At 71.4% G+C, this 13983-nt stretch carries 11 protein-coding genes and 2 rRNA genes (1 of these 13 cut by a window edge); 1 reads left to right on the top strand and 12 read right to left on the bottom strand.

What is annotated here, in order from left to right:
• Positions 1-51: 51 nt before the first annotated feature.
• From ACQ452_RS11190 to ACQ452_RS11160, 7 genes are all read right to left on the bottom strand, one after another.
• A complete protein-coding gene (locus ACQ452_RS11190) occupies positions 52-987 on the bottom strand; it encodes a copper transporter (RefSeq protein WP_433392894.1) in 936 nt (311 codons plus the stop codon).
• A 27-nt stretch (positions 988-1014) separates the two neighbouring features.
• Positions 1015-2193, bottom strand: a complete 1179-nt coding sequence (steA, locus tag ACQ452_RS11185; protein WP_433392892.1) for a putative cytokinetic ring protein SteA — start codon at positions 2191-2193, stop codon at positions 1015-1017.
• A 119-nt stretch (positions 2194-2312) separates the two neighbouring features.
• Positions 2313-4070: a DNA repair protein RecN gene (recN, locus tag ACQ452_RS11180; RefSeq protein WP_433392890.1), complete on the bottom strand. Its 1758-nt coding sequence runs from the start codon at positions 4068-4070 to the stop codon at positions 2313-2315.
• Positions 4071-4545: 475 nt separating this feature from the next.
• Entirely contained in the window at positions 4546-5430 is an 885-nt protein-coding gene (locus ACQ452_RS11175) for an NAD kinase (protein WP_433392888.1), read from the bottom strand.
• A gap of 73 nt (positions 5431-5503) precedes the next feature.
• Positions 5504-6364, bottom strand: coding sequence for a TlyA family RNA methyltransferase (locus tag ACQ452_RS11170; protein WP_433392886.1), 861 nt, complete (start codon positions 6362-6364; stop codon positions 5504-5506).
• 21 nt (positions 6365-6385) lie between these two features.
• Positions 6386-6682, bottom strand: a complete 297-nt coding sequence (locus ACQ452_RS11165) for a hypothetical protein (RefSeq protein WP_433394098.1) — start codon at positions 6680-6682, stop codon at positions 6386-6388.
• Positions 6683-6722: 40 nt separating this feature from the next.
• Positions 6723-7325, bottom strand: coding sequence for a phasin family protein (locus ACQ452_RS11160; RefSeq protein ID WP_433392884.1), 603 nt, complete (start codon positions 7323-7325; stop codon positions 6723-6725).
• 113 nt (positions 7326-7438) lie between these two features.
• Here ACQ452_RS11160 and ACQ452_RS11155 point away from each other — a divergent pair, with 113 nt between their 5' ends.
• Positions 7439-7777 (top strand): SCP2 sterol-binding domain-containing protein, encoded by a 339-nt coding sequence (locus ACQ452_RS11155; RefSeq protein ID WP_433394097.1) that lies wholly within the window; start codon positions 7439-7441, stop codon positions 7775-7777.
• Positions 7778-7812: 35 nt separating this feature from the next.
• Here the strand turns inward: ACQ452_RS11155 and ACQ452_RS11150 are convergent, their stop codons facing one another.
• The 5 genes from ACQ452_RS11150 to ACQ452_RS11130 all read right to left on the bottom strand — a co-directional run.
• The gene (locus ACQ452_RS11150; RefSeq protein ID WP_433392882.1) at positions 7813-8823 is read right to left on the bottom strand and encodes an HAD-IIA family hydrolase; all 1011 of its coding nucleotides are present in this window, start codon (positions 8821-8823) and stop codon (positions 7813-7815) included.
• Positions 8820-9806: a Replicase polyprotein 1ab gene (locus ACQ452_RS11145; RefSeq protein ID WP_433394095.1), complete on the bottom strand. Its 987-nt coding sequence runs from the start codon at positions 9804-9806 to the stop codon at positions 8820-8822. Before ACQ452_RS11145 ends, ACQ452_RS11150 begins: the two co-directional genes overlap by 4 nt.
• Positions 9743-11611, bottom strand: a complete 1869-nt coding sequence (locus tag ACQ452_RS11140) for a hypothetical protein (RefSeq protein WP_433394504.1) — start codon at positions 11609-11611, stop codon at positions 9743-9745. The genes ACQ452_RS11145 and ACQ452_RS11140 overlap by 64 nt, the downstream gene beginning before the upstream one ends.
• Before the next feature lie 188 nt (positions 11612-11799).
• Positions 11800-11916, bottom strand: a 5S ribosomal RNA gene (rrf, locus tag ACQ452_RS11135).
• 85 nt (positions 11917-12001) lie between these two features.
• Positions 12002-13983: ribosomal RNA gene (locus tag ACQ452_RS11130) — 23S ribosomal RNA — on the bottom strand (it continues 1124 nt past the right edge of the window).

Below are 13983 nucleotides of genomic sequence, written 5' to 3'. Positions count from 1 at the left end.
TCCGTCGGGCGTCGGTGAAGCGGGATCCGGACACCGGGCTACGTCGTGGCATCACTGGGGCAGTCTAGGCAGCAGGGTGGCGTTGTCGGCGACACCGTACTGCCCGGCCTTCTTCCCGGTCACCTGTTCCACCAGCGCGAGGGCGGTGACGAGCTGACCCTGGACGGTGTTGGCGTTGTCGACGGTGGAGATGCTCTGCACCAGCACCGGGTCGCTGCGGACGGCGGCCACCACGTTGCCGCCGGCCGACCCGTTTCCGCCGACGACGATCGTCCCGGCCCGGTCGAACTGCTCGGCGGCCATCAGCACCGACTCGTCCTTCTTGGCCGAGTCCTTGTCCACGTACGGCTGCCCGCTGACCAGGACGACCGCCTCCGCGGCGGTGGTGACCGGCTTCGCGGTGGTCAGGTAGTTGGCGTTGATGTAGGCGGCGAGCACCGCCCGCCGGTCGGCCTCGCTGACGGGGGTGGCGCCGGGCGCCCGGTCGAGCAGCACGCTCGCCAGCAGCGCGCTGGACGTCTCCACCCCGTTGCCGTTGCCCGGCAGGTCGGTGGTCGGCGCGCCGGTGGGGCGCGCGGCGGTGACCGCCAACTCCAGCAGGTTGTTGTTGTTGTCGGGCTCGATGAACTTGTCCTGGAGGTCGACGCGGCCCACCTGGGCCCCGGCGAGCTGGAGCATTCTGACCACGCCCTCGGTGTGGTCGCGTCCGGCGGGCAGGCTCACCACCACCACGCGCTTGTTGGTCAGCGTGCCCGGCAGGACGACCTCGGCCATCTGGGCCGCGAAGTCCTCCTCCAGGTCCAGCTCACGCTGCATGCTCTGGACCGCCTGGCGCATCTGCTGGTTGTCCTTGCGCAGCCCGTTGACGGTCTCCTTGAGCGAGTCGGCCACCGGGCCGTTCAGTGCGGCGGTGCCGACCACCAGACCGATCGCCAGGGCGAGGAAGACCGCGGTCAGGGACACCACGTGGTACCGGAAGTTGATCACACCTGCAGCCTCTTGATCGGTCGGACGCTAGAAAAGCTGTTCAAGCTGGAACACGAAATTGTTCCACCACTCGGAGACCACACCCAAATACGCCTTGCCGACGGTGGAGACCGCCACGGCCGAGGCCATCGCCGCGATCGCGGAGAGCACCAGCAGCAGCAGCGACGACCCGGAGATGCTCTGCCGGTAGAGCCGGCTCACGCCCTTGGCGTCGACCAGCTTGCCGCCGACCTTGAGCCGGGTCAGGAACGTGGAGGCCATCCCGCCGCGGCCCTTGTCGAGGAACTCGACAAGGGTGGCGTGGGTGCCGACGGCGACCAGCAACGAGGCGCCCTTCTCGTCGGCCAGCAGCATGGCGAGGTCCTCGCTGGTCGCCGCCGCCGGGAAGGTCACCGCCGGGACGCCGAGGCCGTTGACGCGGGCCAGGCCGGGCGCCCGGCCGTCCGGGTAGGCGTGCACGATCACCTCGGCGCCGCAGCGCAGCACGTCGTCGGTGACCGAATCCATGTCCCCGATGATCACGTCCGGCGTGTAGCCGGCCTCCACCAGCGCGTCCGCGCCGCCGTCGACGCCGATCAGGACGGGCTTGTACTCGCGGATGTAGGGACGCAGCACGTCCAGGTCGGCCTTGTAGTCGTAGCCGCGAACCACGATCAGGCAGTGCCGCCCCTGCATCGCGGTCTCGATGTCCGGCACACCGACCCCGTCGAGGAGCAGGTCGCGCTCCTGGCGGAGGTAGTCCATCGTGTTGGCGGCGAAGGCCTCCAACTGCACCGAGAGCCCCTCCCGGGCGTCGGCCATCGACTTCGCCACCGTCTCGGCGTCCTGGAGGCTGCCGTGCGCCACCGGCTCGTCGCCGACGAAGACGGTGTTGCCCTCGAGCCGGACGGTGTCGCCCTCGCGGATCCCCTCGAACACCCCCTCCCCCAGGTCGTCTAGGAGTGGGATGCCGGCCGCGACCAGCACCTCGGGCCCGAGGTTCGGATAGCGGCCGGAGACCGACGGCTTGGCGTTGAGCACGGCACCGACACCGACGGCGACGAGCGAGTCGGCGGCGACCCGGTCGAGGTCGACGTGGTCGATGACCGCGATGTCGCCCGGGCGGAGCCGGCCGACCAGGCGTTTTGTCCGGCGGTCAAGGCGCGCGGTGCCGAGGATCCTGCCCGGTTCCGCATTCCGGGTCCGGCGCAACGTGGGTAGACGCATCGTGACCATCCTGGCATGTGAGGCAGGCAAATCTGTCGCGACATGCCTGAGCAGGGCCGCCTACCCAGGGAAGCACACCGACGCGCGAGACGGTGTGTCTGTGCTCACAATCGTCGACCTCACGGACGCCTTTCCCGGGCCGCCACCGCGAGCAGCTCCTCGGCGTGTGCGATGCCCAGGTCGGAATCGGGCAGACCGGCGAGCATCCGGGCCAACTCCCGGGCGCGCTCCGTGTCCTCCACCACCCGCACCCCGCTCGTGGTGACGGCCCCGCCCGTGTCCTTCGCCACCACCAGGTGCCGGTCGGCGAACGCGGCGACCTGCGGCAGGTGCGTGACGACCAACACCTGGTGGCTGCGGGCCAACCGGGCCAGCCGCCGGCCGATCTCCACCGCGGCCTGGCCGCCGACCCCCGCGTCGACCTCGTCGAAGACCAGCGTGGGCGGCCCGCCGGAGCCGGCGAAGACCACCTCGATGGCAAGCATCACCCGCGACAGCTCACCGCCGGACGCCCCCCGCTGCAACGGCAGCGAGGGCGCACCCGGGTGGGCCAGCAGACGCAGCTCGACCTCGTCGCCGCCGTCCGGACCGACGCCGACCGGCGTGCCGTTGACCGGCAGGACCGGCTCGGCCCGGCCGGCCGCGCGGGGCAGCACCGCCACCTCGATGCGGGCGTGCGGCATGGCCAGCCCGGCCAGCTCGACGGTGACCTGCTCGGCGAAGCGGCCCGCCGCCTCCAGCCGCGACGTCGACACCCGCCCGGCCAGGTCGGTCACCTCGGCGGCCAGCCGGGTGGCCTCCCGGTCCAGCTCGTCCAGCAGGTCGTCGGAGGTGTCCAGGTCGGACAGGCGGATGCGGGCCCGCTCGGCCCAGGCGATCACGCCGTCGACGTCGTCGGCGTACTTGCGGGTGAGCGCGCGCAACGCCGCCCGCCGCTCGTAGACGGTCTGCAACCGGGCCGGATCGGCGTCCAACGCGGCGAGATAGGTCGACAGCTCCGCGGAGACGTCCGTCACCAGGGTCGCCGCCTCCTCCAGCCGCCCCGCCAGCTCGCCCAGCGCCGGATCCGTGCCGGCCTGCGCCTCCAGGGTGCGCCGGGCGGTGCCGAGCAGCGTCGCCGCGTCCGGTGTCTCGTCGGCCGCCTCCACCCCGCCGGCCACGCACTGCTGGGCCACCTGCGCCGCCGTACGCAGCCCCTCGGCGTGCTCCAGTCGCTGCGCCTCCGCCTTCAGCTCGCCGTCCTCACCGGGCTGCGGGTCGACCCGGGTGATCTCGTCCAGGCCCAGGCGCAGCAGATCCGCCTCCTGGTTGCGCTCGCGGGCGTTGCGTCGCCGGTCGGTCAGGTCGTCGACCACCGCCCGCCAGCGCGCGTACGCCTCACGCAGCGCGTCGAGCAGCTTCTCGTGCTCCGGGCCGGCGAAGCGGTCCAGCGCGGCCCGCTGCTCGGCCGGCCGCAGCAGGCGCAGCTGGTCGGACTGGCCGTGCACGGCGACCGCCTGCTCGCCGACCTCGCCGAGCATCGACACCGGCATGCTGCGCCCGCCCAGGTGCGCCCGGGAGCGACCCTCCACCGTCACGGTGCGGCTCAACAGCACCGAGCCGTCCTCGTCGGGCTCGCCGCCGGCGTCGATGATCCGCGCGTGCACGGTCGCGGCGACCCGGCCGGCGAGGCGCAACCGGCCCTCGACCATCGCCCGGCCCGGCTGGGCCCGGACCCGCCCGGCGTCGGCCCGCCCCCCGAAGAGCAGGCCGAGGCCGGTGACCACCATCGTCTTGCCCGCACCGGTCTCGCCGGTGATGACGTTCATGCCGCCGGCCAGCGGCAGCGTGGTGTCCTCGATGACGCCCAGTCCGGTGATGCGCAGCTCTTCCAGCACAGCAACCGACAGTAGACGCGGTGCCCGACAGTTGACCAGCCGGCGACGCCGCGTCGTGGACGGTTCGACGAGGTCGTACAGTTCAGCCCGGTGTTGGACGTGATCGGCCTGGCCCCGGACGAGGAAGAGCTGTACCGCTGTCGTCCAGCTCACCGGTCATCGGCCGCAGCCAACTGCTGGACGCGCTGCTCGGGCTCTTCGAAAGCCACTGGCGGGTGGCCACACCGCTGCGGGCGACGACCGCAGCGGGGCGGGACGACCGGTCCGGCCGTCCCGCCCCGCACCCGCTCAGCGCAGGCCGTACGCGTCGATCCCGGTCTGGTCGACGGTGTTGGCGGCGCGGTCGCTGCCGGTGCGCCCGCAGCGACACCGCGCCCCGACCGGCGGGCACCAGCGCCGTGTACCGGGGCGCCCACCCCCAGCACCGGCACCCGGCCCGCCGCACCGGCGACATGTCGCCAGGTGGACACGCCGGTCAGCGGCGCGAGCCCCGCCAGCCGTGCACGGGCAGGTCGAACTTCGCCACCAGCCGGTCGGTGAACGGGCGGTCGCGCAGCCGCACCACGCGTACGGGCAGCGCGCCGCGCCGCACCGTGACCCGGGCGCCGGGGGGCAGGTCGTAGACCCGCCGGCCGTCGCAGGACAGCACCGCGAGGGTGGTGAACGGGTCGACGGTGATGACGAATGTGGACGTGGGCGCGGTGACCAACGGCCGGCTGAACAGCGCGTGCGCGCTGATCGGCACCAGCAGCAGCGCCTCCACCTCCGGCCAGACCACCGGCCCGCCCCCGGAGAACGCGTACGCCGTCGAGCCGGTGGGGGTGGCGCAGACCACGCCGTCGCAGCCGTAGCGGGACAGCGGGCGGCCGTCGACGTCGACGAGCAGCTCCAGCATCTGGGCGCGCTCGCCCTTCTCGATGCTGATCTCGTTGAGCGCCCAGGAGTCGATGGTCGGCCCGCCGTCGAACTCGGCGGTCACGTCGAGGGTGAGCCGTTCGTCGACGGTGTAGTTGTGCCCGACGACGTCGCGTACCGCGCTGTCCAGGTCGTCGAGTTCGGCCTCGGCGAGGAAGCCGACCTTGCCGAGGTTGATGCCGAGCAGCGGCACCTTCGCCGGTCGGGCCAGCTCCGCCGCGCGCAGGAAGGTGCCGTCCCCGCCGAGCGCGAAGACGATCTCCGCGCCCTCGGCGGCCTCGGGGCCGGTCACCGGCACCGCCCCGGGCAGGTCGAGGTCGTCGGCCTCCTCGGCGACGACCCGCACCTCGAAGCCGGCCGCGATGAGGTCGGCGGCGACGGCCCGGGCGTGCTCGGTGCTGCGCCGGCGGCCGGTGTGCGTCACCAGCAGGGCCGTGCGGCTCACCGCGACAACCGTTCCGTCGCGTCCGCCCGGTTTGCGCGCCCCACGCCCGTGACCGCGGGGCTCGCCAGCTCGCTCATCCGGCCACCTCCTTCGTCGCCGTGTCCGGCTGGTCGCCGGACGGCGCCGGGCCACCCGGCCCGGCGCTCACCACCGCGTGCACCCGCTTCGGGTCCGCCGGCGGCGCGTCCCGGCGTAACCATACGAAGAACTCCACGTTGCCGCTGGGCCCCGGCAGCGGGCTGGCGGCCACCCCCGCCAGGCCGAGGCCGAGCCCGGCCGCCGTGTCGGCCACGTCGAGCACGGCCTCCGCCCGCAGCGACGGGTCGCGCACGACCCCGCCGGCACCGACCCGTTCCTTACCGACCTCGAACTGCGGCTTCACCATCAGCGCCAGGTCGCCGTCCGGCCGGGTGCAGCCGGCCAGCGCCGGCAGCACCAGCCGCAACGAGATGAACGACAGGTCGGCGACCGTGAGGTCGACCGGCCCGTCGATGACCTCCGGCGTGAGCGTACGGACGTTGGTGCGCTCGAGGACCCGGACCCGCGGGTCGGTGCGCAGCGGCCAGGCGAGCTGCCCGTAGCCGACGTCGACCGCGACCACCTGCGCCGCGTCGGCACGCAGCAGCACGTCGGTGAAGCCACCGGTGGAGGCGCCCGCGTCCAGGCACCGCCGGGCGGCCACCGTCAGCCCGTCCGGGGCGAAGGCGGCCAGCGCGCCGGCCAGCTTGTGCCCGCCCCGGGAGACGTACTCCGTGCCGGGGTCCTCGCCGGTGACCAGGAGCGGGTCGGCGGGATCGACCATCGCGGCGGGCTTGCGGGCCGGTACGCCACGCAACTGGACCCGGCCGGCCTCCACCAGCGCGGCGGCCTGTTCCCGGGACCGGGCCAGGCCACGGCGGACGAGTTCGGCGTCCAGCCGGTTACGACGTGCCATGCGTGCTTCTTCTCCGGTCGGTCAGGCCTGGTCGATGGTGGCGAGGGTCTCCCGCAGGGTCGCGTACGCGGCCTCGTACTGCGCGATCTGGTCGGCGGGGGCGAGCGTCGCGGCGTTTGCCATCGCCCGCACGGCGGCATCCACGGCCGGGTGCCGGCCCTCGTCGAGGTCGTCGGCGGGCTCCGGCAGCGCGGGCGTAGCGGGATGCGCCGGCCCGGGCCGGACACCGAGTGGCGGACCGGGGCGCGAGGAGCCGGCTGAGGAGCGGTGGCCGGCACCCGGTCCGGGCCGGGCGCCGGGCGGGGGGCCGGGCCGCATCGGGCCGGTCACCGCGCGCTCCCGGCCGGGGCCGGGCGGGTCACGCCTCGTCCTGCGGGGGCCGCTTGCGCGCCGGCGCCTTCTTCACCGGCCGGGCCGCCCGCGCGGCGTCGCCCTCGACCGGGGTGAGGTCAGCCGGCGCCCGCCTGGCCACTGCCTTCTTCGCGACGGCCTTCTTCGCGACGGCCTTCTTGGCGACGGCCGGCCGCACGACCGGGGCGGGGGGCGCCGACGTGGGCACGGCCGGCTCGGCGGCGCCGGGACCGGCCGACGACCCGGCACCGGCGGGCACCGGCAGCACCGGCCCGGGGGCGCCGGCGGGCGGCGGGTCGCCACGGTGGGACTTGGCGTCGCGGAGCTGACGTTCCAGCTCGTGTACCCGTCGGGTCAGCTCGGCGACCTCGTCGGCGGTGGCGAGCCCCACCGCGCCGAGGGTCCGGTCCACCTCGAAGCGCACCAGCTTGGTCAGCGCCTCACGGTTGGCCACGCCGGTGGAGACCAGTTCCTCGGCGAGGGTCTGCAGTTGGGCCGCGGTCGCCCCGCCCGTGCCGACGAGCCGGCGAACCGTGTCCTGGGCCTTCTTCCGGGGCGCCTCCGTCAGGCCCATGGCCAGCTCAAGGTAGGCGCGCCACGCGTCCTGCATGCCTGATTCCTTCCACGGGGCGGGGGTGTGCAGGTGTCACGCTACCGGGCACCCCACGACGGCCTGTGCGGTACGGTGCCGGGGACGGCGTGGCGAGCAGCGAGGGGGCGATCGTGGCCAGCGTGGACGAGTGCCGGCAGGCGTTACGGGATCTGGCCGCCCGGCTGGACCACAACGCGGAGACCGTGCGGGAGAAGGTCGATTTCGACAGGTCACTGGCCTGCCGCATCACCGACCTGGAAACCGCCTTCCACGGCCGGCTCTCCGGCGGCCGGCTCGTCGACCTGGCCGACGGCGACGACCCCAAGGCCAAGATCGCACTGAGCACCAGCAGCGACGACCTGCTCGCGCTGGTCCGCGGTGACCTCGACATCACCCGCGCGGTCACCTCCCGGCGGGTGTCGATCAAGGCGAATCCGCTCGACCTGATGAAGCTGCGCAAGCTGCTCTGAGCGCCGCGGCCCGGGACGGGCCGAACGGGCCACGCTCAGCCGGACAGCCCGAGTGCGGCCAGCGCCGTCCGCGCCTGCGTCGATCCGGCACGGATCCGCGCGGATCGCACCGACCAGGCGGCCCCGCAGAGCACCGCCAGGGCATCCAGCGGCCGACCGGATCCGGACAGCTCCAGCGTCCCGTCCCGCTCGGCCACCGACCATCCGCCGGCCTCGCCCGGGACCCGCACCACGGCCGCCGGGTCGAAGAGCCCCGACAGATCCATCGAGACGTACGTCGGCCTGCGGTGCGGCGCGGCGGCGAGCAGTTCGGCCGCGTCGCTCACGCCGGTGAGCACCAGCAGGCTGTCCAGGCCGGCCCGTCGGGCACCCTCGATGTCGGTGTCCAGGCGGTCGCCGACCAGCAGCGCACGGCCGTGCCCGGCCCGGCGGGCGGCCGTGGTGAACAGCGCCGGTTCAGGTTTGCCGACCACCACATCGGGGTCGCGCCCGAGCGCGGTCCGTAGCACGGCGACCAGGGCACCGTTGCCCGGCAGCGGTCCCCGACCGCTCGGCAGGGCCGGGTCGGTGTTCGTGGCGACCCAGATCGCGCCGCCGCGTACGGCCACCGAGGCCTCGGCCAGATCCGCCCAGCAGACCTGCGGACCGAACCCCTGCACCACCGCGAGCGGCGACTCGTCCGCCCGCGACACCGGGTTGAGCCCCACCGCACGCAGCTCGGCCCGCAACGCCTCGGTGCCGACGACCAGCACCGCGGCGCCGGCGGGGAGCCGATCGCGGAGCAGCTCGGCGGCAGCCGCCGCGGAGGTGAGCACCTCTTCGGCCCGGGCGGGCACGCCCATCCCGGTGAGCAGGTCGGCCACCTCACTGGAGCGGCGCGAGGCGTTGTTGGTCGCGTACGCCACCGGCCGGCCCTCGGCGTGCAGCCGGCCGACCGCCTCGACCGCGCCGGGGATCGGCCGGTCGATCAGGTAGATCACGCCGTCCAGGTCGAAAACGACCAGGGCGTACCCGTCGACCAGCCGGTCCCCGACGTCCGTCGTCATCGCCGCGCGGTCTCCGAACCACCGGTGGTGGACTCGCCATCACCGGAGGCGTTCCCGGTGTCGCCGCCAGCCGCACGCGGCTCGGCGTCGTCCGTCGGCGCCGCAGCGGCCCCGTCCTGCCGTCCGGCGTCGGTCGGCTCGACGTCGTCGTCGTTCTGCCGCTCAGCGTCGACAGATCCGGCGTCGGTCGGCTCGACGTCGTCGTGCCGCCCGGCGTCGGTCGGGGCGTCGTTCTGCCGCCCGGCGTCGGTCGGCTCAGCGTCGGTCGGCTCGGCATCGCCGCTGCCGAGGTCGGCGTCCGGCCGTGCCGGCACGGCGCCCGGGGCGCCGGGGCCGGAGGCGATCGCCTCGGCGGACTCCTCGTCCTCCTCGTCGCCCTCGATCACCACACCGTCGAGCTCCAGCAGTCGCTCGGCGGCGTCGGTCTCGTCCTCGGTGTCGACGTCGGCCGCCCGCGAGAACCACTCACGGGCCTCGTCGCGACGACCGACCGCGAGCAGCGCGTCGGCGTACGCGTACCGCAGCCGGGCCGTCCACGGCTCGGCCGTCTCGCTGGTCAGCTCGGGAACCTGGAGCATCGCCACGGCCGCGTCCTTCTGGCCCAGGTCGCCACGCGCCCCGGCTGCCACGATCAGCAGCTCGGTCGCCACGGCCTGGTCCAGCTTCTCGCGGTCCGCGCCACGGAACAGGTCGATCGCCCGCTCCGGCCGGCCCAGCGCCCGCTCGCAGTCCGCGAGCACCGCCAGGTGGCTCTGCAACCCGCTCATCCGGTGGTACGTGCGCAGTTCCGCGATGGCGCTCTGCCACTCGCCCGCGTGGTACGCGGCCAGACCCACCGCCTCGCGGACGGCGGAGATCCGGGACGCCAGCCGCCGGGCGGCCAGCGCGTGCGCCAGCGCCTCGGCCGGGTCCTCGTCGATCAGCTGACCCGTCGCCACCAGGTGCCGGGCGACCGTCTCGGCGACTGGCTTCGCCAGCGACAGCAGTTCGGCCCGGACGTCCTTGTCGAGGTCGGTCGCGGCGATCTCGTCGGGCAGCGCGGGGGCCGACGTACGCTCCCCCGCCGCCGCCTCCGGACGGTCGCGGCGCTCTCCGCCCTGGAAGCCACCGTCGCGGCGCTCTCCGCCCCGGAAGCTCTCCTGGCGGTCCCCGCCCCGGTAGCCACCACCCGGACGGTCCCCGCCCTCACGGCGGTCCCCACCACGGAAACCACCCTGGCGGTCACCGCCCTCACGCGGCGGACCCGAACGGAAACCACCCTCACGGCGGTCCCCACCACGGAAACCGCCCTCGCGGTCACCACCACGGAACCCGCCCGGCCGGTCGCCACCACGGAACCCGCCCGTACGGTCGCCACCGTCACGCGGCGGACCGGAACGGAAACCACCCTCACGGCGGTCACCACCACGGAAACCGCCATCGCGGTCACCAGCCGGCCGGTCGCCACCACGGAAACCGCCCGTACGGTCGCCACCGTCACGCGGCGGACCGGAACGGAAACCACCCTCACGGCGGTCACCACCACGGAAACCGCCATCGCGGTCACCAGCCGGCCGGTCGCCACCACGGAAACCGCCCGTACGGTCGCCACCGTCACGCGGCGGACCGGAACGGAAACCACCCTCACGACGGTCACCACCACGGAAACCACCATCGCGATCACCGCCACGGAACCCGCCTTGCCGGTCGCCGCCCTCACGACGGTCGCCACCACGGAAACCACCCTCACGCGGCGGGCCCGAACGGAAACCACCCTCACGCGGCGGGCCCGAACGGAAACCACCCTCACGACGGTCACCACCACGGAAACCACCATCGCGGTCGCCAGCCGGCCGGTCGCCACCACGGAAACCACCCTGGCGGTCGCCACCCTCACGCGGCGGACCTGAACGGAAACCACCCTCGCGGCGGTCACCACCGCGGAAACCGCCATCGCGGTCACCAGCCGGCCGGTCGCCACCACGGAAACCACCCTGGCGGTCGCCACCCTCGCGACGGTCACCACCGCGGAAACCACCCTCGCGGTCGCCGCCACGGAACCCGCCCTGCCGGTCGCCACCCTCACGCGGCGGACCGGAGCGGAACCCGCTCGGACGGTCGCCACCCTCGCGACGGTCACCACCGCGGAAACCACCCTCGCGGTCGCCGCCACGGAACCCGCCCTGCCGGTCGCCGCCCTCACGCGGCGGACCGGAGCGGAACCCGCTCGGACGGTCACCACCCTCACGACGGTCACCACCGCGGAAACCACCCTGACGGTCGCCACCCTCGCGACGGTCACCACCGCGGAAACCACCCTCGCGGTCGCCGCCACGGAACCCGCCCTGCCGGTCGCCGCCCTCACGCGGCGGACCGGAGCGGAACCCGCTCGGACGGTCACCACCCTCACGACGGTCACCACCGCGGAAACCACCCTCGCGGTCACCACCACGGAACCCGCCCTGCCGGTCGCCACCCTCACGCGGCGGACCCGAACGGAAACCACCCTCACGACGGTCACCACCACGGAAACCACCCTGGCGGTCGCCACCCTCACGACGGTCACCACCACGGAAGCCACCCTCACGCGGGGGGCCCGAACGGAAACCGCCCTCGCGACGGTCGCCGCCGCCGGAGCCCTCGCGGTCGTTACGGAAGCCGCCCGGCCGGTCGCCATCACGGCGCGGGGCGTCGGCGCCACGGGGGCCGCCATCACGCGAACCCGACCGGAAGCCTCCCTCACGGCGGTCACCGCCGCGGGAGCCGCTGTCTCGGCGGTCGCCGCCGCCAGCCTGTCCGCCCCGGTCATCCCGGTACGGGGGTCGGTCGTCGCGGCGCGGCGCTCCCTCGCGTCCGCCCGAACGGTCTTCGTAGCGACGGGGACGATCTCCGCCCTGCGATCCTGAACTCACAGGTACATCCTTCCTCATTGCGTCACCAACGACGCTACGCAGTCGAGGGCCGACCCGGATGGGGCGGCCCTCGACTGGAAAAGTTGTCCGGCGGTGTCCTACTCTCCCACACCCTCCCGAGTGCAGTACCATCGGCGCTGGAGGGCTTAGCTTCCGGGTTCGGAATGTTACCGGGCGTTTCCCCTCCGCCATGACCGCCGTAACTCTATAGACATATCAAACAACACCACACACAGGGGTGTGTTGTTCGTTTGTCTAGAGTTGCACAGTGGACGCGTAGCAGCTTAGTAGTCAAGTCCTCGGCCTATTAGTACCGGTCAACTGAACCCGTTACCGGGCTTACATTTCCGGCCTATCAACCCAGTCGTCTAGCTGGGGGCCTTACCCCACAAAGTGGGTGGGATACCTCATCTTGAAGCAAGCTTCCCGCTTAGATGCTTTCAGCGGTTATCCCTTCCGAACGTAGCTAACCAGCCGTGCCCCTGGCGGGACAACTGGCACACCAGAGGTTCGTCCGTCCCGGTCCTCTCGTACTAGGGACAGCCCTTCTCAAGTATCCTACGCGCACGGCGGATAGGGACCGAACTGTCTCACGACGTTCTAAACCCAGCTCGCGTACCGCTTTAATGGGCGAACAGCCCAACCCTTGGGACCTGCTACAGCCCCAGGATGCGACGAGCCGACATCGAGGTGCCAAACCATCCCGTCGATATGGACTCTTGGGGAAGATCAGCCTGTTATCCCCGGGGTACCTTTTATCCGTTGAGCGACACCGCTTCCACTCGCAAGTGCCGGATCACTAGTCCCGACTTTCGTCCCTGCTCGACCTGTCAGTCTCACAGTCAAGCTCCCTTGTGTACTTGCACTCAACACCTGATTGCCAACCAGGCTGAGGGAACCTTTGGGCGCCTCCGTTACCTTTTAGGAGGCAACCGCCCCAGTTAAACTACCCACCAGACACTGTCCCTGAACCGGATAACGGTCCGAAGTTAGATACCCAAATCAACCAGAGTGGTATTTCAAGATTGCCTCCACCCATACTGGCGTATGGACTTCACCGGCTCCCACCTATCCTACACAAACTAATTCGGATACCAATGTCAAGCTATAGTAAAGGTCCCGGGGTCTTTCCGTCCTGCCGCGCGTAACGAGCATCTTTACTCGTAATGCAATTTCGCCGGGCCTGTGGTTGAGACAGTGGGGAAGTCGTTACGCCATTCGTGCAGGTCGGAACTTACCCGACAAGGAATTTCGCTACCTTAGGATGGTTATAGTTACCACCGCCGTTTACTGGCGCTTAAGTTCTCCGCTTCGCCCCGAAGAGCTAACAGGTCCCCTTAACGTTCCAGCACCGGGCAGGCGTCAGTCCATATACATCGAATTACTTCTTCGCATGGACCTGTGTTTTTAGTAAACAGTCGCTTCCCCCTGCTCTCTGCGGCCATACAACGCTCCACCCGCATGGGGCTTCACGTCTCCGGCCCCCCTTCTCCCTAAGTTACGGGGGCAATTTGCCGAGTTCCTTAACCACAGTTCGCCCGATCGCCTCGGTATTCTCTACCTGACCACCTGTGTCGGTTTGGGGTACGGGCCGCTAAGAACTCGCTAGAGGCTTTTCTCGGCAGCATAGGATCACTGACTTCACCTGAATCGGCTCGGCATCACGTCTCAGCCTCATGCACCACGGATTTGCCTATGGTACGGCCTACACGCTTACCCCGGCACAACCACCGGCCGGGCTCAGCTACCTTCCTGCGTCACCCCATCGCTTGACTACTACCCGCCAGGTTCCCACGCTCCCCAACCTCAACCCGAAGGCCGAAACTGGTTTGGGTGGTTAGCACAACGAGATTCATCAGGGACGCTCTTTCGCGGGTACGGGAATATCAACCCGTTGTCCATCGACTACGCCTCTCGGCCTCGCCTTAGGTCCCGACTCACCAGGGCGGATTAGCCTGGCCCTGGAACCCTTGGTCATCCGGCGGAAGGGTTTCTCACCCTTCTTTCGCTACTCATGCCTGCATTCTCACTCGTGCCGCGTCCACAACTGGGTCACCCCGCTGCTTCACCCCCGGCACGACGCTCCCCTACCCATCCACACTCCTGCACAAGGAATCAAGTCCAAGCAAGGATAAAATGTGAATGCCACAGCTTCGGCGGTGTGCTTGAGCCCCGCTACATTGTCGGCGCGGAACCACTTGACCAGTGAGCTATTACGCACTCTTTAAAGGGTGGCTGCTTCTAAGCCAACCTCCTGGTTGTCTATGCG

It is taken from the genome of Micromonospora sp. KLBMP9576 (assembly GCF_050941805.1).
Classification (GTDB): Bacteria; Actinomycetota; Actinomycetes; order Mycobacteriales; family Micromonosporaceae; genus Micromonospora.
The sequence above is the reverse complement of the archived record's forward strand: the minus strand, read 5'-3'. Positions and strand labels throughout refer to the sequence as shown.

What these genes read in the sequence shown, in the direction of transcription:
- steA (WP_433392892.1), bottom strand. Translation starts at nt 2,193, where the DNA reads ATGCGTCTACCCACGTTGCGCCGGACCCGGAATGCGGAACCGGGCAGG.
- ACQ452_RS11170 (WP_433392886.1), bottom strand. Translation starts at nt 6,364, where the DNA reads ATGGCACGTCGTAACCGGCTGGACGCCGAACTCGTCCGCCGTGGCCTG.
- ACQ452_RS11165 (WP_433394098.1), bottom strand. Translation starts at nt 6,682, where the DNA reads ATGCGGCCCGGCCCCCCGCCCGGCGCCCGGCCCGGACCGGGTGCCGGC.
- ACQ452_RS11160 (WP_433392884.1), bottom strand. Translation starts at nt 7,325, where the DNA reads ATGCAGGACGCGTGGCGCGCCTACCTTGAGCTGGCCATGGGCCTGACG.
- ACQ452_RS11150 (WP_433392882.1), bottom strand. Translation starts at nt 8,823, where the DNA reads ATGACGACGGACGTCGGGGACCGGCTGGTCGACGGGTACGCCCTGGTC.
- ACQ452_RS11140 (WP_433394504.1), bottom strand. Translation starts at nt 11,611, where the DNA reads ATGACCGGGGCGGACAGGCTGGCGGCGGCGACCGCCGAGACAGCGGCT.